Source organism: Calothrix sp. UHCC 0171, from assembly GCF_034931845.1.
Classification (GTDB): domain Bacteria; phylum Cyanobacteriota; class Cyanobacteriia; order Cyanobacteriales; family Nostocaceae; genus Brunnivagina.
This window is the reverse complement of sequence record NZ_JAYGHN010000032.1, coordinates 1-26,075: the sequence shown is the minus strand read 5'-3', so window position 1 is coordinate 26,075 and position 26,075 is coordinate 1. Positions and strand designations below refer to the sequence as shown.

16 protein-coding genes and 1 pseudogene are annotated in these 26,075 nt (G+C 39.0%); 15 read left to right on the top strand and 2 right to left on the bottom strand.

Going from position 1 to position 26,075, the window contains the following annotated elements; genetic code table 11:
• Positions 1-9 precede the first annotated feature (9 nt).
• The 13 genes from VB733_RS20665 to VB733_RS20605 all read left to right on the top strand — a co-directional run bounded on the left by VB733_RS20665 (position 10) and on the right by VB733_RS20605 (position 20,840).
• Complete coding sequence (locus VB733_RS20665; protein WP_323341944.1) at positions 10-2,805, top strand: CHAT domain-containing tetratricopeptide repeat protein; 2,796 nt, start codon at positions 10-12, stop codon at positions 2,803-2,805.
• Between the two features lie 77 nt (positions 2,806-2,882).
• Complete coding sequence (locus VB733_RS20660; protein ID WP_323341943.1) at positions 2,883-3,602, top strand: hypothetical protein; 720 nt, start codon at positions 2,883-2,885, stop codon at positions 3,600-3,602.
• 283 nt (positions 3,603-3,885) lie between these two features.
• Positions 3,886-5,328, top strand: coding sequence for a hypothetical protein (locus VB733_RS20655; protein ID WP_323341942.1), 1,443 nt, complete (start codon positions 3,886-3,888; stop codon positions 5,326-5,328).
• Between the two features lie 18 nt (positions 5,329-5,346).
• Complete coding sequence (locus tag VB733_RS20650; protein ID WP_323341941.1) at positions 5,347-6,768, top strand: DUF1822 family protein; 1,422 nt, start codon at positions 5,347-5,349, stop codon at positions 6,766-6,768.
• A 302-nt stretch (positions 6,769-7,070) separates the two neighbouring features.
• Complete coding sequence (locus VB733_RS20645) at positions 7,071-7,691, top strand: hypothetical protein (RefSeq protein WP_323341940.1); 621 nt, start codon at positions 7,071-7,073, stop codon at positions 7,689-7,691.
• Positions 7,692-7,818: 127 nt separating this feature from the next.
• Positions 7,819-8,082, top strand: coding sequence for a hypothetical protein (locus tag VB733_RS20640; RefSeq protein ID WP_323341939.1), 264 nt, complete (start codon positions 7,819-7,821; stop codon positions 8,080-8,082).
• 65 nt (positions 8,083-8,147) lie between these two features.
• Positions 8,148-8,516, top strand: coding sequence for a hypothetical protein (locus VB733_RS20635; protein ID WP_323341938.1), 369 nt, complete (start codon positions 8,148-8,150; stop codon positions 8,514-8,516).
• A gap of 47 nt (positions 8,517-8,563) precedes the next feature.
• Positions 8,564-8,992: a hypothetical protein gene (locus tag VB733_RS20630; protein WP_323341937.1), complete on the top strand. Its 429-nt coding sequence runs from the start codon at positions 8,564-8,566 to the stop codon at positions 8,990-8,992.
• A gap of 21 nt (positions 8,993-9,013) precedes the next feature.
• Complete coding sequence (locus VB733_RS20625; protein WP_323341936.1) at positions 9,014-10,519, top strand: ABC transporter ATP-binding protein/permease; 1,506 nt, start codon at positions 9,014-9,016, stop codon at positions 10,517-10,519.
• Between the two features lie 220 nt (positions 10,520-10,739).
• Complete coding sequence (locus VB733_RS20620) at positions 10,740-13,703, top strand: CHAT domain-containing tetratricopeptide repeat protein (protein ID WP_323341935.1); 2,964 nt, start codon at positions 10,740-10,742, stop codon at positions 13,701-13,703.
• A 118-nt stretch (positions 13,704-13,821) separates the two neighbouring features.
• Positions 13,822-16,206, top strand: a complete 2,385-nt coding sequence (locus VB733_RS20615; RefSeq protein ID WP_323341934.1) for a CHASE2 domain-containing protein — start codon at positions 13,822-13,824, stop codon at positions 16,204-16,206.
• A 126-nt stretch (positions 16,207-16,332) separates the two neighbouring features.
• The gene (locus VB733_RS20610) at positions 16,333-17,043 is read left to right on the top strand and encodes a DUF928 domain-containing protein (RefSeq protein ID WP_323341933.1); all 711 of its coding nucleotides are present in this window, start codon (positions 16,333-16,335) and stop codon (positions 17,041-17,043) included.
• 14 nt (positions 17,044-17,057) lie between these two features.
• Positions 17,058-20,840 (top strand): CHAT domain-containing tetratricopeptide repeat protein, encoded by a 3,783-nt coding sequence (locus VB733_RS20605; protein WP_323341932.1) that lies wholly within the window; start codon positions 17,058-17,060, stop codon positions 20,838-20,840.
• A gap of 250 nt (positions 20,841-21,090) precedes the next feature.
• Here VB733_RS20605 and VB733_RS20600 read toward each other — a convergent pair whose 3' ends face one another.
• Together VB733_RS20600 and VB733_RS20595 are read right to left on the bottom strand one after the other, a co-directional pair.
• Positions 21,091-24,036: a plasmid replication protein, CyRepA1 family gene (locus VB733_RS20600; RefSeq protein WP_323341931.1), complete on the bottom strand. Its 2,946-nt coding sequence runs from the start codon at positions 24,034-24,036 to the stop codon at positions 21,091-21,093.
• A 397-nt stretch (positions 24,037-24,433) separates the two neighbouring features.
• The gene (locus VB733_RS20595; protein ID WP_323341930.1) at positions 24,434-24,730 is read right to left on the bottom strand and encodes a hypothetical protein; all 297 of its coding nucleotides are present in this window, start codon (positions 24,728-24,730) and stop codon (positions 24,434-24,436) included.
• A 173-nt stretch (positions 24,731-24,903) separates the two neighbouring features.
• Between VB733_RS20595 and VB733_RS20590 the strand changes: the two genes are divergently transcribed.
• Together VB733_RS20590 and VB733_RS20585 are read left to right on the top strand one after the other, a co-directional pair.
• Positions 24,904-25,440, top strand: coding sequence for a hypothetical protein (locus tag VB733_RS20590; RefSeq protein WP_323341929.1), 537 nt, complete (start codon positions 24,904-24,906; stop codon positions 25,438-25,440).
• A gap of 91 nt (positions 25,441-25,531) precedes the next feature.
• A pseudogene (locus tag VB733_RS20585) lies at positions 25,532-26,075 on the top strand (hypothetical protein); the annotation flags it as partial.

Here is a 26,075-nt window from a genome sequence, read left to right as displayed (position 1 = left end):
CGGTTACAGGTGCTGGGTCAAAGCCCGGAAACTGGCAAATCAGAAGTAGAGCGTCTGTGGAACTTGTGCAGAGAAAATTATAAAAAGAATCAATCTCAATCTGTGTTGCAGTTTTGTCAGCAAGCAGCCACGACTGCCGAAACGATTGGCGATCGCCTAACTCAAGCTAAATCCTTGGTTAATTTAGGTAATGCCCACCTATTTACAGGAAATGTTAAACAAGCAATCGCCAATTACCAACAAGCATTAGCCATTGCTAAAGCAATAAACGAACGTGATTTGGAAGGCAGGGTTTTAACAGGTTTGGGGTCTGCCTACAATTCATTAGGAGACTATGACAAGGCGATTGAGTACCATCAACAGGTATTGATAATCGCACGTCAAATTAACAACCCTCAAAGCGAGGTATGGGCGTTGGGTAATCTGGGAACTGTCTACAATAACCAGGGAAAATATGACCAGGCAATTGATTACTATCAAAAGGTGCTGACAATCGCACGCCAAATCAAAGACCAACAAAGCGAGTTTCAGGTGTTGGGTAATTTAGGAGTGGCTTACAATGCCCAGGGACACTATGCCAAGGCGATGGATTATTATCAACAGTCGTTGATAATTGCGCGCCAACTCAAAAATTTTCAGGGTGAGGCTCAGGCATTGAATGGCTTCGGACAAGTCTACAACGATCAAGGAAACTATCCCAAAGCGATTGAATACAATGAGCAATCGTTGGCGATCGCACAGCAAATCAAAAACCCTCAAATTCAGGGTCAGGCATTGGCTGGTCTGGGAACTGCCTACAATTCTTTAGGAGAATATGCCAAGGCGATTGATTACTATCAGCAATGGTTGACAATCGCACGACAAATCAAAAATCTTCAAAGTGAGGGTCGGGCGCTCGTTGGTCTAGGACTTGCTTCTGTTTGGTTGGGAAGATATGCCGAGGCGATTGAATACAACCAACAATCGTTGACGATCGCACGCCAAATCAAAGACCGTCACAGCGAAGGTCAGGCACTGGGTAATATTGGACTCGCCTACAATTCTTTAGGGGATTATGCCAAGGCAATTGAATTCAATCAACAGTCGTTGGCGATCGCGCGCCAAATCAAAGACCGTCAAGGTGAAGGTCGGGCACTGAACAATTTAGGCGCGACTCTGCAAAAATCAAGCAAACTTCCAGAAGCAGAAAAAAGCCTATTTGAGGGAATTGCAGTTTGGGAATCTCAACGTGAGAGATTAGGTAGTAACGATACCTTTAAAGTTTCAATTTTTGAGGAACAAGCTCGCACTTACCGCACTTTACAATCCGTCCTAATTGCTCAAAATAAAACAGATAAAGCCCTAGAAATTGCTGAAAGGGGAAGAGCTAGAGCATTTGTGGAATTACTACAAAGGCGTGCGAAACCAAATACCAAAGCAGAATATACACCCCCTCCACTCACTATTGAGCAAATTAAACAAATTGCCAAACAGCAAAATGCCACCCTCGTTCAATATTCAATTATTGGTGGTGATTTTAACATTGAAAAGAAATTACAAAATAAAGAATCAGAACTTTATATTTGGGTCATCAAGCCTACAGGAGAAGTCAAATTTCATCCAATTGACCTCAAACCCCTGTGGCAAAAACAAAGCGCTTCTTTAGATGACCTTGTTAAGAATGCCCTCAAAGATTTAGGTGTTGCCATAGATAATACCAGAGGTGCAAATAACCAACCAAATAATCAACAAAATTTTGTAGTTGGTGACTTGGTAAGACGCAATACAGAAGACCGTAAAAATGACCCACCTTGGAAAGTAATTGCAGTTAACCCTCAAAACAGAACAGTCACAATTAAGCTCCCTACTTGGACAGAGGCAGAAACACCTATCGAACGAACATTTGCCCAAGTGACAAAAGTTTCCTACGTTTACGCAGCCAACAAAAACCTACAGCAACTACATAGAATCCTCATCGAACCCATTGCAGACTCATTACCAAAAAACGAGCGCGATCGCGTTATCTTTATTCCCCAAGGTTCTCTGTTTTTCGTCCCTTTCCCCGCACTGCAAGACGCGAACAGAAATTACCTCATCGATAAGCATACAATCCAAACCTCACCATCAATTCAGGTACTAGATTTAACTCGGCAACAGCGACAAAAATTATCTACAATCCCTCAAAATAAGCCTCAAGAAGTGCTGGTTGTCGGTAATCCTACCATGCCCTATGTACCTCTCACCTCCACACAACTACCATCTCTCCCACATGCAGAGGAAGAAGCCAAACAAGTAGCGCAAATGTATAACACCAACGCAATAGTTGGTAATCGAGCGACCAAATCTACAATCTTACCCCTATTACCCAAAGCCAGAATTATCCACCTTGCTACCCACGGGTTGCTCGACGATTTTACAGGTGGAAGTATACCTGGTGCGATCGCACTCGCTCCCGAACCACTTAACAAAGGTAAGGACGGGGGAATCAACGGTTTGCTAACAGCCAGCGAAATATTCGATTTACAACTCAATAATACCGAGTTAGTCGTCCTGAGTGCCTGCGATACGGGAAGGGGAAAAATTACCGGGGATGGGGTAATTGGATTATCGCGTTCCTGGATTAGTGCGGGTGTTCCCAGTGTTGTTGTTTCTTTGTGGAGCGTGGATGATGATGCAACGAAGTTTTTAATGGGAGATTTTTATCAGCGCTTAAAGAATAATTCTGATAAAGCCTCAGCGTTGCGGGATGCAATGTTAGCAACCAAGAGAAAAAACTCAGACCCCAGATACTGGGCAGCTTTTACCCTAATTGGGGAAACAAATTAAATCGTAGCCTGCATAAATCTCAAAACCTGTCCAGAGTTACTTGTGTCAGCCCAAAGTAAATCGAAAAGGGGTAATTTATGGCAACTACACTCACACAAATTGCAGCCCATCTAGAGCAAAACCAGTTACAGCACGAAATTGATGCAGAAAATCAACGCATCATCACTGGATTTCAATCTGAGAACGTCGAGAACTTTTGGATCGTAATTAGTTTAAGCGAAGAAGGCGAGTACTTGCAATTGGTTGCACCACAACTGCTGACTAATATCAGCGATACACATACACCTATTTTGTTTAAAGCATTGCTGCATATCTCTTCGCAAACCAACATGGTACGTTGGGCTTATGACTCGATGGGAAAAGAAATTTCTGCTTCTATCGAACTTCCCTTACTCGATAATAATTTGACAGCACAACAGTTTGAGTTATGTCTAGAAGCTCTAGTGAGAATCGTGGATGAAATTGCTATGCCACGATTGAAAGAAATTTTAGAAACAGGTGTCGATCCTGGCGAAATAGAACTAGGAGAAAGAATATTGTTGAATCTGGAAGAAACCTACCCAGGTTCCCTCCCTTACGTCGAGCAAGCACTGCTTCGTCGTAAAAATTTAGCCGAATCAGCAGAATTATCGGGGAAAAAAGATAATGCAGAAAATTTTCTATCTTTAACTTCCCTGTCTTTAACTAAAGTATGGGGGAAAATTTCGGCTGATGCTACTTATTTCAAAAATAATTTGTTGGATACTTACCAACAATTGCAAGCATATATCGCCCAATACACTCAACATTCACAGTAACTCATTACAGAGGGTTCGACTGAATAAATTAGAGTGCGATCGCCAAATAAATATCTGCTGTGTCACCTTTCCCTATTAATAAAAGAATTACTTCAATAGCGTAAAACCCATAACAGCAACAGGAAGGTAGATAATGTTACCAGGAAGAAGCAATCTAGTTGATAAATTTACGACTTTTCTATCTATCGAAAGGCGCAACGATAGTAATAGCTTACGTCTAATTTGGTTACGCGATCGCGAGTTAAATCGCGAATTAATCCGTAGCATTCAAGAAGATAGTAATTTGAGGCAAAGAGATGATGAGAAATTTTGGGTAGATTATTGGCTTCAAAGAAGTCAAGATTCAAATTCAAATGAAATTGCACACAAACATATTGCTTCCTATTTAGAAGAAACCATTTATTGGTTATCTGAAAAAATGGCTAAAATTGACTCGCAAGTCGATTGTTCTTCACAGGACTTGATGCAAGTTGCGAGAATGAACCTGCTCAATCAAGAAAAATTCGCCAAGCTGTTTAAGGGATATGATGGAACACGTGGTTCCATCACTAAATTTGCTCAATACCGACTAGGAACAGTTCTTTCTGATTTCATTCATATTGGTCAAACAAAAAGAAAATATTGTGATGCTGCATTATTGCGTAATGTTTCACATAAATTTGTTCGAGAGGCTTTAACAGATTTTGGGATTAAAGATAAAGAGAAAGAAAGTAATTATCAGTTATCCCAACACCTTTTTGCTTGGCGTTGTTTTAAAGAAAGTTATAACTCCAGACAAGAAACTGGAAGTCAAAAATTAGCATGGCTAAACCGAGAGGAGTTAGAACAAATCGTCAATCGATACAATCAATTACTAGCTAAAACGCAAGAATTAATTAGTAATGGAAAAAGTAATAGATGGTCGCAATCTTGTATCACAGCTTTAAAACAAACTAACATTAATACGGAAGAATTAGAAGGATTACTGTTAAATTGTGTAAAAGCTTTACGCAATAATATCTCACCCACTATTGATTCTCTCGATCAACCTTTGGGGACAGCTTTTAATGATAATCAAGCAACTTTAATTGATACGATAGAATCCCAGTATTTCAGTAAATATGATGAAGATATAGAAGGTGAGCCAGACGAATTACGAAATCAAGGACAAAGCGAAATTACAACGATTATATTTAATGCTTACGAGCGACTTCCTCAAGCTAAGAAGAAAATGCTACAGCTTGAGTTTGGTCTAGATATAACACAAAAAGATATTGCAGATGCATTTGATGTTGCTCAAACTACTGTGTCGAGAGTAATTAATGCTCTCGTCAAAGAAGTGGCTTGCTGGAGTCAAGAAAGATATAGTTTAACTCTAACTCCTGAGAAAATTAGGGATATATCAAAAGCACTTGATATCTATTTGACACAGTATTTTCAGTCTAATTTTTATGAGTTATTAACTCATGATTTTCAGCAATTAGCTTCTCATAATTTAGAACTATTCAATTTTTATTACAGGCAAGAAGTATCATTAATTCAAATTGCTCAAAGTTTAAATATTCCGGAACCAAGCTTACAGGAAATAATTAATGGTGTAAAACAACAGTTATGCCTAAAATTATCAGAAGAAGTCCAAAAAAGTTTACCCATAAAGCTTAATGATATCCCATCAGCCGAGGGAAAAATCTCTACTTTTGTAGAAAAATGGCTACAAGAAACAAATTACACCACATTTGAGAACTAATTAAACGAGAGGAAAATCATGTTTGGGCAAAATATAGTGAAATTTAGCGATCGCAATTCTCAAGTTTTGAATTTGTCATTTTCCGAAGATGACAGAAGAAAAGCATGGTTACAAGTCAATAATTCCAAGCAATATTCTAACGATGCATCTCGTTGGAATGCGTTTCTCAACCTTCTCAGTCAAAATGTTGTGAGTACATGGTTGAAAAATGAGTTAGATTTATCTCAACCAATAACTTTAAGTTCTCCAGATACTTGGGAATTTGTCAATGGTACATCGTTTTCGTTTGCAGATATTTCCATTGCAGATAAACGTATTGTGATAATTCCTAGCGAAGCAATTGATAATCAAGAATTCTCTGTCCCTAAAGAATGGATAGATATCCCTAAATTTGTTGCTGACTATTATTTGGCAGTGCAAATTATTCCTGACGAACTGAGCCTTTTAATTTGGGGTTTTACAACACATATCGATTTGAAAACTCAAGGAGAATACGATGCGATCGAGCGTACATATTCTTTACATAAGGATGATTTAATTCAAGATATTAATACATTTATCGTATCACTAGAAATATGCCCACAACAAAGAGAAGTTATTCCAGCTTTGCCAAAAATATCCACAAATGAAGCAGAATACTTCATCCATAAACTGAGTCAACGTTCTCTTTATTTACCCCGTTTGGATATGGATTTCTGCAAGTGGGAAGCATTACTAGAAAATGATGCGTGGAGACAGAAACTATATAGAAATCGACTGATTCCAGGCATTCCACTGTCAAGTTGGCGACAAAATATAGAAAATATTTTTGATGCAGGTTGGCAAACAGTAGAGGATTTATTTAGAGCATCACAAGTCAATTTTGCCTTTAGAAGTAGAAGGGAAAGCTCGAATAAACAACCTGATGCGAATACTTTAAAGCAGATAAAAGAGCTAATTGAAAAAATAAAAAATTCCGGAGATGAAGGGGAAAAACAAATTGCAGCCGGAACATTAGGAAAAATTGGTTATCAAGATAAAGAAATTATTGATACTTTAGTTTATCTTATCCAAACAACGGAGAAAGAAGAAACTCGTTGGACTGCTGCTGAAAGTTTATGGATGATTGACCCGAAAAATTCTACAGTGGGAGTCAAACCGGGGCTAGATTTGGGAATGCAATTAGCAGGTTATCCTTTGGCTTTGTTCGTAGGAGTTTTAGAGAAAAATGATGGTAAATTTGCTGTTTTAGTACAAGTTCATACGATGGAAGGTCAAAAGCATTTACCTCCTAATTGTCGAATGACGGTATTAGATGAAACTGGTAATATTTTTAGGGAAGTTGTTTCCAGAGAAAAGGATCGAGTCATCCAAAGAAAATTTAGTGGTAAACAAGGAGAAAGATTTAGTGTCAAAATATCTTTGGGAGATAGCTGCATTGGCAAAGATTTCATAATTTAGTTTTTAGCTATTTATGGATGACATTATATTTTTACTCGGTGGTCCTTTTGGAGCATTGACAGCTTGTGTTGCTGTTACAGGTTCGCTCGAAACTTGGACAAATATTTCAGGGTGTCAATTTTAGTATAGAGACTAAAATCAATAAGGCTTCGGAAACACAATAACTGCAACGATATCTTAATGGGTGTACTCATCGCAATTATTGGTGATTCCTTTATTTCGGTTAATTGTTCATCTAGTTTTTTACAGACTGCATATTTATGCAATCTCATCCAGATGTAGTGGTAACAGACAATTAAAATGTGCGATCGCTGTACCAAAATCATCATTGGCAAAATAAAGGCAGTATTATGAGACCTTTTATCGAAAGCCGTAAAGCCTCTGGGAGCAATGAGGTCAATATTGAGATCGTACAATCTTACGTCGAATGCGAATATCCCATAGACGAAAATAATGCTGTTGTCGTATACATTATCCCTCGCACCGAAAATTCGGTCTGGGTAGCCAGCAGCTTTGAACATGCATTTGACGATTTAGTTATTAATCTAGATCGGGATACATATGAAGCGATCGCAGATACTTGGCCAATACTAGCAAATCTTCTAGAAAATGGCATCAAAGAACGTTATCAATATGGAGCGTTGATTGTCATGGAAGATAGCGACTATTGTGAAAAAAAATGGTTTGTTGCTTCGATTGTTGGCAACATTTCTTTCGAGACTCTAGAAGATTTGTTTGGACAAAGAGTACAACAAGCTATTGAACTGGTAATTTCCCAAAGTATGACACTGTGGATAGAAATTGCGGAAAACAAGCCTAATCTTTTCCAACAGTTTAGCAAAGGCTTTTTAAAGGGACTAACTGCTGCTGTTACTGCGACAGTGTTCGCTTTTTTAGGGCTAAATTCCGAGCAACAAGATTAGTGGAATTGAAAATTGGATAGTAAATGTAAATTCTTTTCCAGGTGATTGCATTATTTCTAATTCTCATCCAGATAAGATATTTAGCAAATGAAATTTCGCCTAGTTTTCAATTTTAGGAGTCTTTGCAATGTACGAAACCACTCTAGTTACACTCGTTCAAGATTTTGGTTGGGATGCAACCTATGCTGGCAATAAAATTTTAATTCAATGGAAAAATAGCGCACAAAATTTTGCTTGGTTCGATTGGTATGCAAATCCAATTTTACCACCAATCGGTTCTGTAATTACTGTTTCCTATTCAGGTTCAGGTTCTTCTTTGGATTTGCATAAGTTAATTAATACTGGCAACGGCAAAGAAGCACGTATTTTGCGATTTGCAAAAGCTTATTAAGGTTTTATAGCTGGATGCGATCGCTACATCAAAATTAATCTTTCGTCTTTATCGAACCATACACTATGCAGACAACTTTTAAACAATACCAAACACTTTTGCTCAACAAGTGGAATAGTCGTCGATTTTCAGCAGCTTTAATCGTGTGTTTTGTAATTTGGACACCTTTACTAGTTACTGAAACTCTACACATTCAACACTCTTGTCATCCAATGATTAATTTCCTCGGTAAACTCCCAACAGAATGTAATACATCTCCATTCTCTTCTCCGTTGTTACCTCCACCAGCAATACCAATTTCTAATTTGGATGCAGGACAACTCGGAATTGCAGTGGGTGCAAGTGCTGCTGCTTTAGGTGTTCCCGTACCAATTGCTGCGGGACTGGGAATACTTACATGGTTAGCAGCTAAAAGTATTGGTGCATTTTTCTAATATCTTTCTAAATCTTCCACTTTCTGAATTTAGGAGTAACTTTGCAGATGAAACCCTTTTCCAATAAATCTAAACCAGAAAACTGTCCAGATATTATCCAAGCTCCTTCCAACACTAAAGTAGAAAAAACTAACACTAATGAGGGAAAAATCACCAATACAAATAATGCCGAAGAAACTATTTCTGTAGCAGTTAAAACTTCTAAGCTTCCATTTCCTTTAGGTCAATTAGTTGTACTTGGGTTTATAACAGTTGCTATTGTTGCCACATTCTTTCTTGTCACGAGAGGAAATGACTTTTGCCTTTTTAGCATTTGTAGTAAGTTCCCTTACCAAAATCCAATGGTTTATAGCTTTTGGTCTGCTGCTGGTGGTTTGGGAGCCTTTGGAATTTTAGCCTTGATGGGTATTTCTGCTCCCATCGCAATTATTGGTGGTTTAGCTACTTGGTTTTTAATGCAAATTTCCTTGCACTAGAAAGATATTGGAGAATCAAAAATGAAAGTAATTGAAATCAATAATGTTACGCAAAAATTTCGCAATGGATTGAGTCAGAAAACGATACTGGAAAATATTAATCTCACAGTTAATTCGGGAGAGTTTATTTGGCTACAAGGAGATGGTGGTGCTGGTAAAACAACTTTACTATCTCAAATATGTGGGTTAATAACTCCCAGTAGTGGAGAAATAAAACTCATGGGACTCGATCCAAAAGATGCCAATTCAAAACTTGATGTTGGTGTGGTTTTGCAAGAAACACAGGTTCCTAAAAATACGAAAGTCAAGGAACTACTAGAACTAGTCAGAAGCTACTCCCCAAATCCCCTCCTACTTTCAAATGAAGAAATTCTAGCTCTTGTAAATCTCACAAAACCAGGAATAATAGATGCTGAGATAGCTACTTTAGCTGGTAGTGAAAAACAAAGACTTTATTTTGCTTTGGCTTTGGCTATAAATCCCAAACTCATCATCCTCGACGAACCTACTAGAAATTTAGATAAGGAAAGCTGGGAAGTATTTTGGCAACAAATCAAACATTGTCACGAACAAGGTGTGACGATTTTAGTGACTACCCATAACCCTGGTGATTCGGAAAAGATAAGAGAATTAGCAACTCGAATTATTAAGTTATATCCACCTTCTGAAGCATCGGTAACAGGACAGCTAGTAGAGGAATCAGTGGTAGATAATAAGGAAATTCCTGTTAAGCTACCAAATGATAAAGAGAATGAAACATTAACTCCAATTGAAACTACACCTCGAAATTTATTAGCTATCTTTAAAAAACAGTTTGAGTTTGAAGTCACTCAACTGCGACGTACACCTACATTTTTGCTCGCAACATTAAGCATTGTTGGATTTGTTCCACTACTCAAATTTCAACCAGGATTTCAACCAGGAAAAGTTAGTATAGACCAGTTAATCTACTTGTGTGGTATTATCCTGTTTATTATTGCGATCGAGCGGTTAAGTAAACGTGTGGCAGTTGAACGTGCAGAAGGATGGTTAAAATTATTAAAAACCACCTCCCTACCTCCTGTTGTTTATATAGCAGCTAAGATTGCCAGTTTACTAATTGTTTGCGCCATTGCGATTCTATCTATTTTTATTCTGGGATATTGGCAGCTAGGAATTCATGAAAGTTTGGGTCTGTATTTGTCTATTTTCATCTGCTCGATAATTGGGATTATACCTTTTGCTATTTTAGGTTTGGAACTCGGATATTTAGTCCATCCTAAAAGTGCAGATTCGATTTTGAGTTTGTCTTTGTTTATTATTCCCTTTGCTTGCGGCATTTTTCCATTACCATTTAAGCCAAAATTAATGCAGGATTTGGTTTCTCTATCACCTTTTTACCACTACAAGGAATTGGTTTTATCAGTAGCTCAATCACATATTGACACTCGAATTATTTTACATCTACTGTGGTTAATTTGGGCTTTTGGATTTTTTGGATTGAGTGCGATTTGGGTGTATAAACGCGATCGCGCTATCGTCAAATAGTTGTTGTAAGCGATCGCACTTCCAATCTTCCAATTCCTCATACTTGAGGTGCGATCGCCTCTACAACAATCATCCCTCAATCCTTCAGATTGACTGAAGTCCATAGATTAATTTTGTATAAACAAAAGGCATGTACAAATATTAGTGATTTAATATACAAAAATAGGGTGATAGTCCCCAGGTATTAAGTCTAAATAGTCACTTGTATGAGCGTTAAAATATGGGTGTTAAAAAAGTTTCCCTCGGTGTGCTAGTTATCTTCTTAAGTGCATCTGCGATCGCTTTGCCTTCAGCCAAGCCAGTTTCCATACCCCTTGCCCAAGTCACGCATAATTCTAGGGAAGCGGAGGCTGAACGGCTTTTGAAGTTGGGAGTAAAGCAGCTAGAAAGTAGTCAACTAAAAGCTTCTTTGGAATCTTTTCAAAAGGCACTTGTTATTTACCGAGAAATTAAACATCCTTCAGGTGAGAGTGCTGCACTAGGAAATTTGGGTGCTGCTAACATTGCGTTGGGAAACTACCAAAAAGGAATTGAGTATGAAGAACAGCGCTTGGCGATTGCCAGGAAAACAGAAGACCGTGAAAGTGAAGGGAAAGGACTGGGAAATATTGGTTCAGCTTATATGAATTTGGGTAATTACACCAAAGCTATTGACTATTTACAGCAAAGTTTGGCGATCGCACGAGAAACTGTAGATTCTCAAACCGAGAAAAACGCAAACATTAATCTTGCTCAAGTTTACCTTGATAAAGGAGATTATCAGAAAGCGGATGAATATTTCCAGCAGTTGTTGATAATTGTGCAGAAAACAGGGAGTAAAAAAGAAGAGCTTTCTTTTCTTTCCCAGATTAGCAGTATTCACATGAGGCGAAGAAATTATGGAGATGCAATGAAATATCTTGAGAAAAGTTTAGAAATTGCACGAGAAACCAACGATCTTCGATCTGAGATTGTAGCACTTGGAAATATTGCTATGACTAATTCTTATTTGGGTAACTACTCTAGAGGAATTGATGATGCAGAACAGGCTCTGAAAATTATACAGAAACTAAATTTACCTGAAAATGAAATTTCTACTCTCAAAAGTAATGCTTTCAATCTTCTTGGCGTATTGCACAAAGATATTGGAAATTATAATGAAGCTTTTGATAATATATCTCGGAGCTTATCTCTCGCAAAAAAATATCAAGATAGAGAGCTTGAGGCAAAAGCATTAGGAAATCTTGCTTCTATATTTAATAAATTGGGAAAATACAAAGAAGCAATTAATTATCAGGAACAGTCTTTGAAAATTAAACGAGAGATTCCAGATAGGGAAGGGGAAGGTAATTCGCTAGGAAATCTTGCTATAATTTATCGTCAAATGGGAGACTATTCTAAAGCAATTGATTATGGAAAACAGGTTGTAGCAATTACAAGAGAGCAAAAAGATCGTGAAAATGAGCAGATCGCACTCCAAAATTTAGGATTAGCTTACTATAGACAAGGTAATCTTCTTCTAGCAGAAAGTACACTTATGGAAGCCATTAAAGTTCAAGAATCATTAAGAGTAAGATTAAAAGATACCGATAGAATATCGATTATTGATAAGCAAACTGATTCATTTCAGAGTCTACAACAAGTTTTCATTAAGCAAAATAAATACAAAGAAGCACTTGAAATTTCCGAGCGAGGAAGAGCGAGGGCTTTTTCTGAGTTAATTAACTTTCGATTATCCGACAATACCAAGCAAAACTCGCCTATTTCACCACTGAAAATTGAAGATATTAGACAAATCGCCAAAAGACAAAATGCCACCCTAGTGGAATACTCTATAAGTGATTATAGTACTTTTGCTGCAACTTATACACCTATAAAAGGTGAAAAGTTTCAAGTAATACCACTAAAAGAAGGATTCCGAGTCTCGCAAAGCATAGCATCAGAATTATCTATTTGGGTTATCAAACCCACAGGCGAAGTAACATTTCGCCAAGTAAACATAGAATCTTTGTTGCGACAACAAAAAACTTCTTTGCAAGACCTAGTTAACAATAACCTCAAAGATTTAGGTGTCGCTATAGATAGTCCCAGAAGCGCAAATAACCAACAAAATAACCAACAAAATTTTGCAATTGATGATTTAGTAAGACGCAATACAGAAGACCGTGAAAAAGACCCACCTTGGAAAGTTGTTGCAGTTAACCCTCAAAACATGACAGTCAAAATCAGGTTGACTACTTGGGAAAAAACAGAAACACCCATCGAACGCACATTCGCTCAAGTTACGAAAGTATCATACTCTCAAGCAGCCTACACCAACTTACAGCAACTACACAAAATTCTCATCGATCCCATTGCCGACCTTTTACCAAAAGACCCAAATGCTCGTGTCATCTTCATTCCCCAAGATTCTCTATTTTTTGTTCCCTTCCCCGCGCTGCAAGATGCTAATAGAAATTATCTCATTCAGAAACATACTATCCAAACTGCACCATCAATACAGGTACTCGATTTAACCCACCAACAGTTAAGTTATCAACAACGTCAAAAGTTCTCGCCAGAACCCACAGATGCGCTAATTGTAGGTAATCCCACTATGCCAAAAGTATCACTAAAGCCTGGGGAACCCGCAACCCGGTTAAATCCACTTCCAGATGCAGAGGAAGAAGTCAAAAAAATCGCGCAGATATTCAAAACCAATCCGATTATCGGCGATCGCGCTACCAAGTCTGCAATCCTACCCCTACTCCCCAAAGCCAGAATTATTCACTTTGCAACCCACGGCTTACTCGATGATTTTACTGCTGGAAGTATACCCGGTGCGATCGCCTTAGCTCCTGAAGTATTTAATAATAAAGGTAAAACAGAAGAAACTAATGGCTTACTCACCGCCAGCGAAATCTTTGACCTAAAGCTAAATGCTGAATTGGTTGTGTTGAGTGCTTGTGACACAGGTAGAGGAAAACTTTCCGGTGATGGGGTGATTGGTTTGTCGCGTTCTTTGATTAGTGCAGGTGTCCCCAGTGTGATTGTTTCTCTGTGGTCAATACCCGATGCACCTACTGCGTCCTTGATGACAGAATTTTATCAAAATTTACACAAAGGAAAGGCTTTTGCCCTGCGTCAAGCAATGCTGGAAACGATGAAGCAGCACCCAGACCCCAAGAACTGGGCAGCTTTTACTTTAATTGGTGAATCGAATTAAACTTGAGATTTGAATTCTATATCAATTGTGACAAAAACATTAAGACTAATTTACAGCTAAAAGTATTATCTGTCAGAATTTAAACCATTACTCAGCAAACTGGCAGGTAACAGAAAATATGAGTAAGTTGGTTGTCCTCGAATTGGGGGAAGGTGATTTACAGCAGCAGGGTTTTCCGGTCAGGCTGAGGATTATGGAAGATGGAAAACCTGCGGAAATAAGCATTACAGGAAAATTACCTCCCAACCCCCAAGTTGAGGAAAGCTACGTACTGTGGCGATCGCGCTATAAACATTATCTCCGTTCGGGTTCAGCGACACGCTTAGACGACGAAAAGAATCAGATTACAAATATAGGCGAATGCGATCGCCCCCTTAATCCCATCGATGATTGCAAAGAAGCAGGACAAGTATTAATCGATGCTTTGAATGATTGGTTAAAATCCAGTTCGTTTATTAGTATTAGAGAAAAGTTTTTACGAAAAATTCGGACTGATGAAGAAATTAAAATAATTGTACAGACAGATAATTTTTTATTCAGGAAATTGCCTTGGAGTAAGTGGGAACTACTGGCGGAATATAAAAATGCAGAAATAGCATTTAGTCCCAGGAATTACGAGCCACCGAAAGTTGGTAATATCAAGAAGAAACGAAAAATTCAAGTATTAGCCATATTAGGCGATAGTGCAGATATAAATATTGAAAAAGACAGACAAATATTAAAACGAGAATTACCAGACGCTAAGATTGAATTTTTAGAAAAACCGACACGAACACAAATCAACGATAAGTTACAAGAAGAAAGCTGGGATATTTTATTTTTTGCTGGACATAGCGAAAGTAAAAGTAATTTCAATCGAGGTTTGATAAAAATTAATGAAACAGATAGTTTAAACCTGAAGGATTTACGAGATACTCTCAGCAAAGCGATTGCAAAAGGACTTTCGTTGGCAATTTTTAATTCTTGTGATGGTTTGGGATTAGCCGCAGAATTAAGCACAATGCAGATTCCCCAAATGATTGTGATGCAGGAACCAATTCCAGATGTAGTAGCTCATAAGTTTTTGAAGTGTTTCCTCAAGGCATTTGCTCGCACTCATTCCTTATATTTAGCAGTGCGAGAAGCACGAAAAAGCTTGCAAATTTTAGAGAATGGTTTAGGGAAAGATGTAGATTTACAAAATCAACAGTTTCCTTGTGCCAGTTGGCTCCCTGTAATTTTCCAAAACCCTGCTTATCAACCCTTAAGTTGGGTTCCCTACAGATACACTCCCACATTGCGATCGCTAATCGCTACCAGTTTAGCTGTAGCGTCTTTAGTGTTGGGGGTGCGTCATCTCGGTTTGTTGCAATCCCTAGAGTTGAAAGCTTATGACCAGATGATGCAGTTACGACCCGATGAAGGAATCGACCCTCGTATTTTGGTTATTAAAGTTGACAAAAGAGATATCGATGCTCAAGACAACAAAGAAAAAGGTGAGTTTTCGTTATCGAATGCCAACCTTGTTAAAGTTATAAATGAACTCAACGAACATCAACCACGAGTTATCGGGTTGGATATGTACAGGGATTTCTCCCCTTTATCTAAAGTTAAACCTACCGCAGATTTAAAAAAGCTGTTTGAAAGTGAAAACTTGTTGGCTACCTGTGAAGTAGAAAATCCAGAAAGGGTTAGTGGTTCTGTTGGTACTCCACCACCACCTTTTATCTCAACAGAGAGGTTGGGATTTAGTGATGTTGCGTTTGACTCTGCGACTCCTGGTAGCGGAATCAAAATTATTCGCCGCCATCTACTGTTCATGAATCCAAAGTCAAGCTCTCGTTGTCAAGCACATAACTCCCTCAGCTGGCAGTTGGCAGAGTATTATCTGGATACAGAAAAAAATATTAGTCCCAAGCAAATTTCAAAAACAGAATTAAAGTTAGAAAAAGCACATTTTCAACAGCTACCGAGTCACGCAGGTGGTTATCAACACTTAGATAATGGCGGTTTTCAAATCTTACTCAATTACCGTAACCGTAACCCTGAAAAATTTGCAAAGTCCTTCAGTGTTACAGAATTACTTACAGGCTATGTGCCGCATAGTGATATAAAAGACAAAATAATTTTAGTAGGTGTTACAGACCCTCCTGTGCCCGATGATTTTCAAACTCCCTATGGAACACCAATACGAGGTGTATTTCTTCACGCTCAAATGGTAAGTCAAATTATCAGCGCAGCATTGGGGGAACGTCCATTATTGGGAGTTTGGTCTTGGTGGGGAGATGGTTTATGGATTTGTGGTTGGTCTTTTGTCGGGGGTTTGATTATTTGGCGTATTCGAGATGCCATACCTCTAGGAGTGGGAATAACTTTAGCGATCGTTATCCTATATGGCTCGTGTTTTCTCTTATTTGTTAAAGGATACTGGGTTCCCTTTGTACCATCGCTGCTGACATTAGCTGGTTCTAGTGCAATCCTGATATGCTACTCACTATATAAAAAATCAACGATAAATCAATAAATTGGGAGTTATAACATGAAATCTAAACATAAACGACGGACAGAGCTTGGTCTGCGACCATCATACCAACTAATACTATTCCTCATCCTCCCTTTACTATTTGGTTGTAACCAAAATTTGTTAACTATGGCTCCCCCTTCAGAAGCCAAACCTGCACAAACACCAAAACAAAAACCAAACCCATCACCGTCAAAAACACAACGTCGAAAGCCATTTCGCTTCAAATTATCCAACGATGGCGCACCTGGGAACCGTATGGGAGCAGCAACTCGTGGTTGCTCTAGCGATAACAAGAAGCCTCCTTTGACTGGTTTGATTCCGGAGAAAAATCAGGGTTTAACAGTTAGCGATCGCCCCACGTTCTGGTTTTATGTCCCCTACATAGCAAACTCTACAACCCCAGTAGAATTTAAGCTGACAGATTTCGATGAAAAAGAAATCTACAAGCAGGATTTGCAGTTAACAAATACACCCGGCATTATCAGTATCACTTTACCCAAGAATGCACCTGCTTTAGAACTAGATCAAACCTATGAGTGGAGTCTGGGTATTAATTGCGATACTCGAATTGACCAAGTTAATGGCAGAATCAAACGGGTAAAAGCTAGTGCAGAGGTGACAAAACAGTTACAGGCAAATACGGGACGCGATCGCCTTCTTGTTTATGCCGAAAATAGTTTTTGGTACGAAACTCTCACACTATTAATCGAACTTCGTCGTCAAAATCCCCAGGATGAAGGCTTGAAAGCTGACTGGGAGGATTTATTGACATTGGATGGGGTTAATCTACCAAGAATTGTCCCAGAACCAATTGTTTCCTGTTGTAAGCCTAAATAGTAGTCGTTACAGATATGAAAAAAATTTATATAAGTGCGCTGGTAATTTTAGGTACATTCGCGATCACTTTACCTTCAGCCAAACCAGTTTCCTTGTATGTAACCCAAGTTATGCATAATTCCAGAAAAGCTGAAGCAGATCGATTGTTCAAGTTGGGTGAGCAGCAACTCAAAAGCAAGCAACCGGAAGCAAAAGCAAAAGCTGCTTTGGAATTCTTTCAAAAAGCACTGCCAATTTACCAACAATTGCGGGAGCGTTTAGCAGAGGGACACACTCACAAAAGTATTGGTAACGCCTACATATTTTTAAAAGATTTTTCTCAAGCAACCACCCACCAGGAACAGGCTTTATCGATAGCACGAGAAATTAAAAATACCGATTTAGAGGCAAGAGCATTACTTAATCTGGGAATTATAAATTTCAATTCTCCACAAGGAAATACATTAAAGGCTATTGATTTTTATCAGCAAAGTTTAGCGGTAGCCAGAAGCAGTCAAAACCGGGAAATGGAGCAATACGCTTTATCTACCGTGAAAACCAGCATTGAGTTATTAGAGAAGAATCTAGTAAATGTTCGAGGTACTAAAGATAAACGCAGAGAAATAAATATTTTAGTCAGCCTGGGAAATGCTTATACTGCTGTTGGGGATAACAGTAAGGCGATCGCATCCTTCGAGCAAGCAGTAGTAATAGCCAGAGAACTAAAAGATACTCAATTAGAAATATCTGTCTTGCAAAACCAAGGTCAAGCATTGGTTAGAATCACCAGCTCTTACCTTCAGGGAAAAAACTTTACCGCAGCCATTAAATATTCCCAAGAATCGATTGCGATCGCACGCAAAATTAAAGATCCAAAGCTTGAAATTATAGGATTGGGTTTTCTCGCATCTGCATATATATTAATGGGTAATCTTCAACAAGCAATTAAAATCCAAGAAGAGGAACAGAAGATTTTTGAAAAAAATGAAGCTCCTTGGGTAGCACTAATGCATGGAAGAGAACACGTATTATTATGCAACAATTATGACCTATCAAATGAGTATGATAAAGCAATTGCATGTTATCGAAACGGGATAACTATATCTCAAGAATATCAAAAAAATCAAAATTCAGAAGTTAAAGCTAGTAATCGTATTGCTGAATTTCAACATTTATTGGGACTGGGGGTTACTTATCAAAAAATGAATCAAAATAGAGAATCTATAAAATTATTAGAATCAGCCTATGTAATTTATCCACAAATAAAAAATAATTCTTATTTGACAGGATTTCAGAATACAATTTTACAATTGTTGGGTACAAATTATCTAGAGATTGGAGAAACTGATAAAGCTATTGAATTCTTCCAACAAATAGTAGATTCCAACGATAAGATTTCTGCTAAAATTACTGCACATACTAGTCTGGGTCTAGCCTTTTTATCTAAAAGCAAATACAATATTGGTCTTGAAAACTTTAACAAAGCAATTAAAATTGCTCAAGATAGTAGAAATCCATTCTTTGAGTTAGCAGCATATCAAGGTATTGGTAACGCCTATGCATCAATTGCAAGTATAGATGAAGCTATTAAGTATCAAGAAAAAGTTTTAGATACGGTGAAAAAATATAGTGATTGTACTAATCAAAATAATTTTAATTTACAATCAAATAAAGTTTTTTTTAGCCAACAACAACAGGTAATATTATGTCCATCATTCCAAAGGATGGAAGTACAAACATTAACTTTTTTAGGCTCTTTGTATACTAGAGCTAGAAGTGAAAAATACAATTTCAATCTCGGTGTAAAATATATTAATCAAGGGTTAGAATTAGCAAGAAAACTGAAACTTGCAGATGAAGAAGCTACAGCATTGAGGTATTTAGGCTCTGCCAATTCCGGACAGGGAAATTGGAAAGCTGCGATTCATTATTATGAACAAGTCCTAGCTCTCGATCGCGAAACCACAGATGCAAAAAATTCTTTGCAATGGAATTCTAAAGCAGATTTAATGCAAACCCTGGCAATTCAATATGCCGCATCTGGCAATCTCGATAAAGCATTCCAAATTCAACGCAATGCAGAGTCATTACTACAAAAAAATCCCAATTCCAACCCACACACTTTAGCTATAATGCGATGGCAAGCAGGATTTTTGTATTTTTTAACAAAAGATAATCAAAAAGCAGAAAAATTACTTTCTGAAGCTGTAGATAAATATGACTCAATACTCGATAGTGGAATTGGCAATAAAGATGCAAATAGAGTACAGTTTTTTGACTCCTATTTGGGAACCTATCAAACGCTTGTAGAAGTTCTTCTCGCTCAAAACAAGAAAGAGGATGCATTAGAAATTTCTGAACGAAGTAGAGCTAGAATACTCGCAAAATTACTAGCCAATTCTTCCAGCAACAGTAAAAATAGCGATTTCAAAACACAAACACCAAAAATTTCTCTGCCACAAATTCAACAAATAGCCAAACAACAAAATGCGACTTTAGTAAATTACCAAATTGTTTACGATATTTTGCGTGTTATTCCATCTTCAGCCAAAAATAAACAACCCCAAGTACCCGCAACCAAAATATTGATTTGGGTTGTTCAACCTAATGGAAAAATCACATTTCATCAATCTAACCTTACACAACTACTACAAAATCAGACTTCGCTAGAAACGCTGGTAAAAAATACCCTCGAATCTATCCCATCGATGCCTACAAATGCTAACCCTAACAATAGAACTCGCGGTAATAACCAGCTAACCTTCAAAAAAGGCGATCGCGTCACACTCAAAAATGACCGAGCTAAAGACCCAGCATGGGAAGTAGTAGTTGTTGATAATGATACGCTTACCCTCCGACTACCTTCTTTTCCACCAGGAGTAACATCAACATACCCCATAACCGATGTAAAAGAAAAAATCGGAGACAAAGGCTCCCAGCCAAGTGCTAACGCCAAAAACCGCTACTTGCAACAACTTCATCGACTACTAATCGAACCCATAGCCAAAGATTTACCGACTCAAGAAGATGCGCGTGTAATTTTTATCCCCCAGCAAGAATTATTTGCCGTTCCCTTTCCCGCCCTGCAAGACTCCCAAGGTAAATACTTAATTGAAAAACACACAATTCTTACTTCCCCATCAATTCAGGTTTTACAACTAACCCATCAACAACGACAGCGAGTTCCTGGTTCAGCAAAAGATGTCTTACTTGTGGGTAATCCTATCATGCCCAAGGTTCCCCCCAAGAAACCAGGAGAAAAACCTACACAATTAGACCAATTACCAGGAAGCGAAGGTGAAGTCAAAGCGATCGCTCCTCTATTCCAAGCCAAACCGCTTATTGGTAAAGAAGCCACCAAAAACGCAATTTTACCCATGCTACCCAAAGCTAGAATCATTCATTTCGCCACACACGGGATACTGGACGATGTGAGAGGATTAGGAAGTGCGATCGCGCTTACTCCCTATGGTAATGATAACGGTTTGCTCACCGCCGAAGAAATCTTCGATTTGAAACTCAATGCCGAATTAGTAGTAATTAGCGCGTGTAATACCGGGAAAGGACGCATTACTGGGGATGGTGTGATCGGATTATCTCGTTCATTGATGAATGCAGGAGTTCCCAGCGTCCTTGTAACCCTGTGGGACATACCAGATGGGTCTACAACCCGTTTAATGACGGAATTTTATCGTAATTTACAACAAAACAAGTTCGACAAAGCTAAATCATTGCGAAAAGCCATGCTAACAATGATTGAGCAAGACCTTTCTCCCAATAGCTGGGCTGCATTTAATTTGATTGGAAATGCTGAGTAAAATTTTGGATGACATATTATCCGTGGATTGCGTTCAAGAAAATAGTGCTTATTTACTATAATCAATATTGGGCATCAAAATTATGAGGGGTCGCACCATTTTGCGTAAACCTCACCCTGTTAGTCTTTTGGAGTAACAAATTCATATTCTCCCTATTTCCCTGCTTGCCGCAATACTCAACCCAGGCTGGATAATTTTGAGAAATTACCTTGTAGATTGCGTCCAATCAAGTAGTTCGTAAATACTATATTTATTGCTGGTGGACACCAACATCACAACGATGATGCCATTTTGCATAAACCAAATCCCGCCCATCTTTTGGGGCAACAAATTCATATACCCTCTCCCTATTTCCCCTCACTCCAAATCGCCCAACGTAGGTTAAACTCAAACCCAACTTACTCAACAGGGTTTGAATAATCGCAACACAACTCATCCCCTCAGAAACAGAAACCCCCAGATAATTCCGAATAATCTGCCGATGCTGCACAGCTTTACTCTTCAACTCCCGCAATTCAGCATCGGAACCACGAAACATCACCCCAGACGTGAGAAAATAGGGGATATTCAAATCTTCCAGCAGCAAAACCAAGGGCAATAACTGCCCACGGTTAAAATCTGGTTTCCAAATAGCGCGATCGCCCACCTCAATCTGCGATTTAGCCCTCTTGGAATCACGCTCAACAAGCTGCTCCCGTCCAATGGTAAGAAAATAATGCAGCCGTAATTGGGGATACCACCCGCTATCATCTTTCTCAACAAGACCAGGTGTCACCTCAATTCCATAACGCTCTTTCAGCAAAGCTTTCCGTTCCTGGTATCGCTCAGTTTTGGTTTTGGCTTTTTTATCCTGCAACTTCTTAAACTCAGAATCAGAGATGGTTTCGGATTGTGCGATCGCCCGACATTCCTCCCCATATAACTTCAGAGAAGCAGCTTTGACCGAATCGTAAACCCCACAACATTCTTCGTCTGGAACCTTATTCGCATCGAGAACTTGATAACCATCCTCCTCCAAACCCTGCACCACAAATTCCCGATAACACCGCATCTGAGCATTGATTACACAAGCCCGTTTCGCCCAAGTTTGCAACGATTCGGGCTGAAAATTCTCATCGATGCTGTAATCTGCATTATCAGCTTGGGACAACAACATGATATTTGCCCGTGCAGCTGCGTGTTGACTTGCCAACAGCACACCAACCGATGTGGAACCATTACCAACCATGCCGATTCCACTGCTTCTTACCCATATATGGCGATCTACATTCTCCCGCAACCTCGCCAACATCTGTCGCACGGAATTCGCCGACTGTACACCCTGGAAAATCCCCCATACTGCTGAAAAGTGACTTTTGATGTCGATTGATACCCCAGTTTCTAGGCTTGGGGAAGCAATAACCAAGTCATATTTCGTGAGAATTTCATTGAGATGAGCAATGCAACCGAAAGCCGGGTGCGATGGGTCAGAAACGGATTCGCTATCGATTCGTAAAATCCTCAAATCTGGAAATTTACGCCGAAATCGTTCCTCTAAAGCTTGCGTTCCCCACTTCGATTTGGCTTTTTGGGCGGAACAACACAGTAAATGATGTCCACCTTCAGGAATTGCTTTATCCAATGCAGCAATCAAATCCTGGGGATTGCTCCCTGAGTAGGTATAGCAGTTTCCAGATTTGGGTTGATAGTTATTCCGAATCACGAAGGGTTTGACCTTGATTTCCCCAGCCAATGACAAAACGTAATCCACATCACAATCGGACACATCGGCACTGGCAAGATAAATCTTACCGTGGGGACTACTCAGAACATTCTGGATGAGGGACTTGAGGTTTTTGAGGACAGAAACCCGGCGTTTTTGCACTTCCGTCCCAGAGTTCAATAAATGCCAGAATACTTGGTCACATTCATCGATGATGACCGTATCGTTATACCAGTCGTTGGGATTAAATCTCGCTTGACTTTGATGGTGCAAAGAATCTATACAGACTCCATAGCCAAGAAAATCCCCTGTTCCTGAGTCTCTAACCTCAGTTACGTAATTCACTCCAAAGCGATCGCACAATGCTTCCCCCAACTGAATCCTGTGAGTAATAATTAGCACCCTCCGATTTTGCTCGTGGGCTTTCGCGACCTCACCAGTTAACCATTCTGTTTTACCTGTTCCTTTTGCTGATTTGAGAACGATAAGTCGCTCTGTATCTGGGATTTGAATGTGTCCGAGGAAGGGGCGATCGCACTCCAAAGCAGGTTGGTAATTCAGCAGTGTGAACAGCCTCACTTGCCAAATATCGAGGGTGTCGGATTTATCATAAAGTTCATCGAATGTGTCTTGTCCCTGAGCAACAACAAAATCATCAACTCCCTTCTCTGGTCCCGGTAAATCGATGACTCTGACTTCACAGCCTTCAACAGCAAGCAATTTCCCCATGCGTTTGATGGCAGTTCGGACATTTTTGATGGTTTCGGATTTCTTGTCGCGATCGAAGCAAATATCAATCCGTCTGTTTGGTGTAGCGAAATGTTTCAAATCCGGGATTAAAAAGGGTTTTCCGATGGTATTTCCATCATCATCTTTGGGAAGTCGGTAGCCCGCATTGATTCCAGGGATTGCGATCGCCGTATATCCAGCAGTCAATAAACAAGCTGCTTTCTTTGCTCCTTCAACAATTACGACTGGTACGTTGTTTTTCCATACCCAATGCCAAAAACCTTGATTGTTTTGGAGGTCTTCGGGAGCGATCGCAATTCCACAGTTCCCCGCAATTTTTTCCCAAATTCGTTGCGGTACTTGTAAGAAGAATGCTCTGGTTGGTTCTTTATAGGGGTGTTCATATTTGATGTGTTTATGGATTTTAGTGCGATCGCGTCTGGGTTTATCCGGCTTAAAGCATCCCCACATCATGGGATTGTAGTCATCGAGTGGGTCAACTCCGCTACACCACCAACCCCCGTGTTCGATGTGACGATATTTTTTCAAGTCACCGTCTCGTAATCTTCCATCGTTGCGGCGTGATATTTTAGGGCTGTAAATCAAGTATTCGTAAGGGGTAGTTCCTTCCAAGGATTTGACGTTGAGATGGATGATTTCTTGGTCAACTCCACTTTCGTACCATTCCCGCAGGTGCTGGAATTCGATTTGTGTGTATAGATTTGCACTGAGTTCTTGGTGTAAAACTTCGCTTATTGCGTTCATATCCCTCCAAATTTTTAGCCACTATCTATTTCGGCGCAGTGACATACGAAATTTGAGCGAACATAAAAATGCTCGCAGATGCTCTAAAGTGCTTATTAAATTTTGTAATGTTTTAAATTCTTGGAATTAGCACTAATCGCCGCATAAGTAAAAATGCAGCGCTCTTTGTTTAATTTTTGCCATGCTCGCGCTACGCTGAAAAATTATCAATAGAAATTATCAGCGTAGTTACCTACCGTTAAATTTTCACTTTAGAATCTATGTTTTGCTTTTGTGCGTCTGTTTCAAGATTACGCATACTTGAATTAAAATCTTCATATTTTGGAAAGGTTGAATTGTCAACAATTTGATATGCATAACCTTGCCCAATGCTTATGCTTATATGATGAAATCAAGTTCACTCTTGAATTTTTACAATATCGTTAATAGTTACCAGTTCGCCGGACAGTTCCGAGCAAATCCTGGCTAACTTAACCAAATTATCGATGTCTGCTTTTTTGAGCTTTCCATCACGAGCAACCGTTAAAGTATGTCGGGTCACTTCGTTTGGAGTACCCTCAAATTGCCTATGAACTGCATAGACAGACAAGTGACTACCATCATTTGTTTTGGGCCACCAACGCGAAATATCAATATAAGCTTCCATCCAAATTGCTAGCACGTTCCGTATAAACCAACCTCCATTAACGCTCATCTGATTACAGAATAACAGCCAATCAGAATACTGACTGTCTGTTTACAGAGTAACTGATAATCTGTATATTGACAATCAGTTAGCAGAATATCATAATAAAATTACAACAAAAGGCGATCACCCAGTCTGGAAAACGTGCGATCGCCCTTTGAACCTTTACAGGAGTCTATATTATGACTTATGCGACGGATGCTTTTCAAGTTTCCTCAAGCGTTCGCGAAGCGTGGGCTTTGCCCAATCGCCCCAAATCGCTCCAAAGTCTAAACGACATCAGGGCAGTAGAAATATGCTTCGAGGAACATGAGATTTATGTTGGGGATAGAGCGATCGCAAAAATTATCCTCACCGACGAAGATTTTGAAACCCAGCCTTGGGTTGTAATTATCAACGGCATCGAAATTCATCGGGGCAATACTTGGATGAAATGTTTTCATTACATAACCTGGCATTTTACCCAAGGAACGCTACCACAACAAGAAGAAGTAACCGCAGCAGAGAAAGAGTGTGCAGCCATACCAGTATTTATTCCCCAGCACAAATCTAAAAAGTTTGCGATCGCTGAAGCCCAATCTACGACCATCACCGCCACAAAATTAATTCAAAAAGTTTACGCCAAATGCGTTGAACTTCTTCAAGTTAGCATCCAGTATTTATTCCTGCTGTTGAGAACGCTAGAAAAATTTCTGAGGAAGAAGCGCATTATAAATTGAAGTTGAAAGGGGTTGCATTATCTACCATCAAAATAAACTTGTAACCCCTCAACACATAAATATTTCCACATGATTTTTTGGAGAAACAAGCATGAATTCCGAAATTAAGTTGGGTCTTTGTAATCCGCCAGAGCCAATATATTTATACGTCAAAAATGGCGAAGTAAGTGGCGAATCATTTTTGTGGTATCAATACGATGTCAATAATAACCAAACAATTCCCGTCCAACAAAGGGGTTTAACTGGTTACTTACAAAGCTTGAAATTGACCAGTAAAGAGTTCAGAGGCAAAGATAATTTAAAACTAGATATAGTCATTTCTGCCGATGAAATTTATGTGATTAGAACTGGAATAGAAACCAACTTCGCCAAAACTTTTCTCCTCGCAGCATCGCAAATTTACGACTTTTCTAAACCTCTAATTATTGCTGCAACTCCCGGCGAGGAGAATGTAGTTTTTTGCAGACTTTATGATGCAATAACTAAAACTAGGATTCGTCGTGAGTGGGATAGAAATGCTGATTGGGCGGGAATAATTAGCAATATTCAATCCCGATTAGCTGAGATGACAGAAGGTAATTTTTCCGCAATCCCAAATTCTACAAATTATAACAATCATCAAAATGCAATCAACC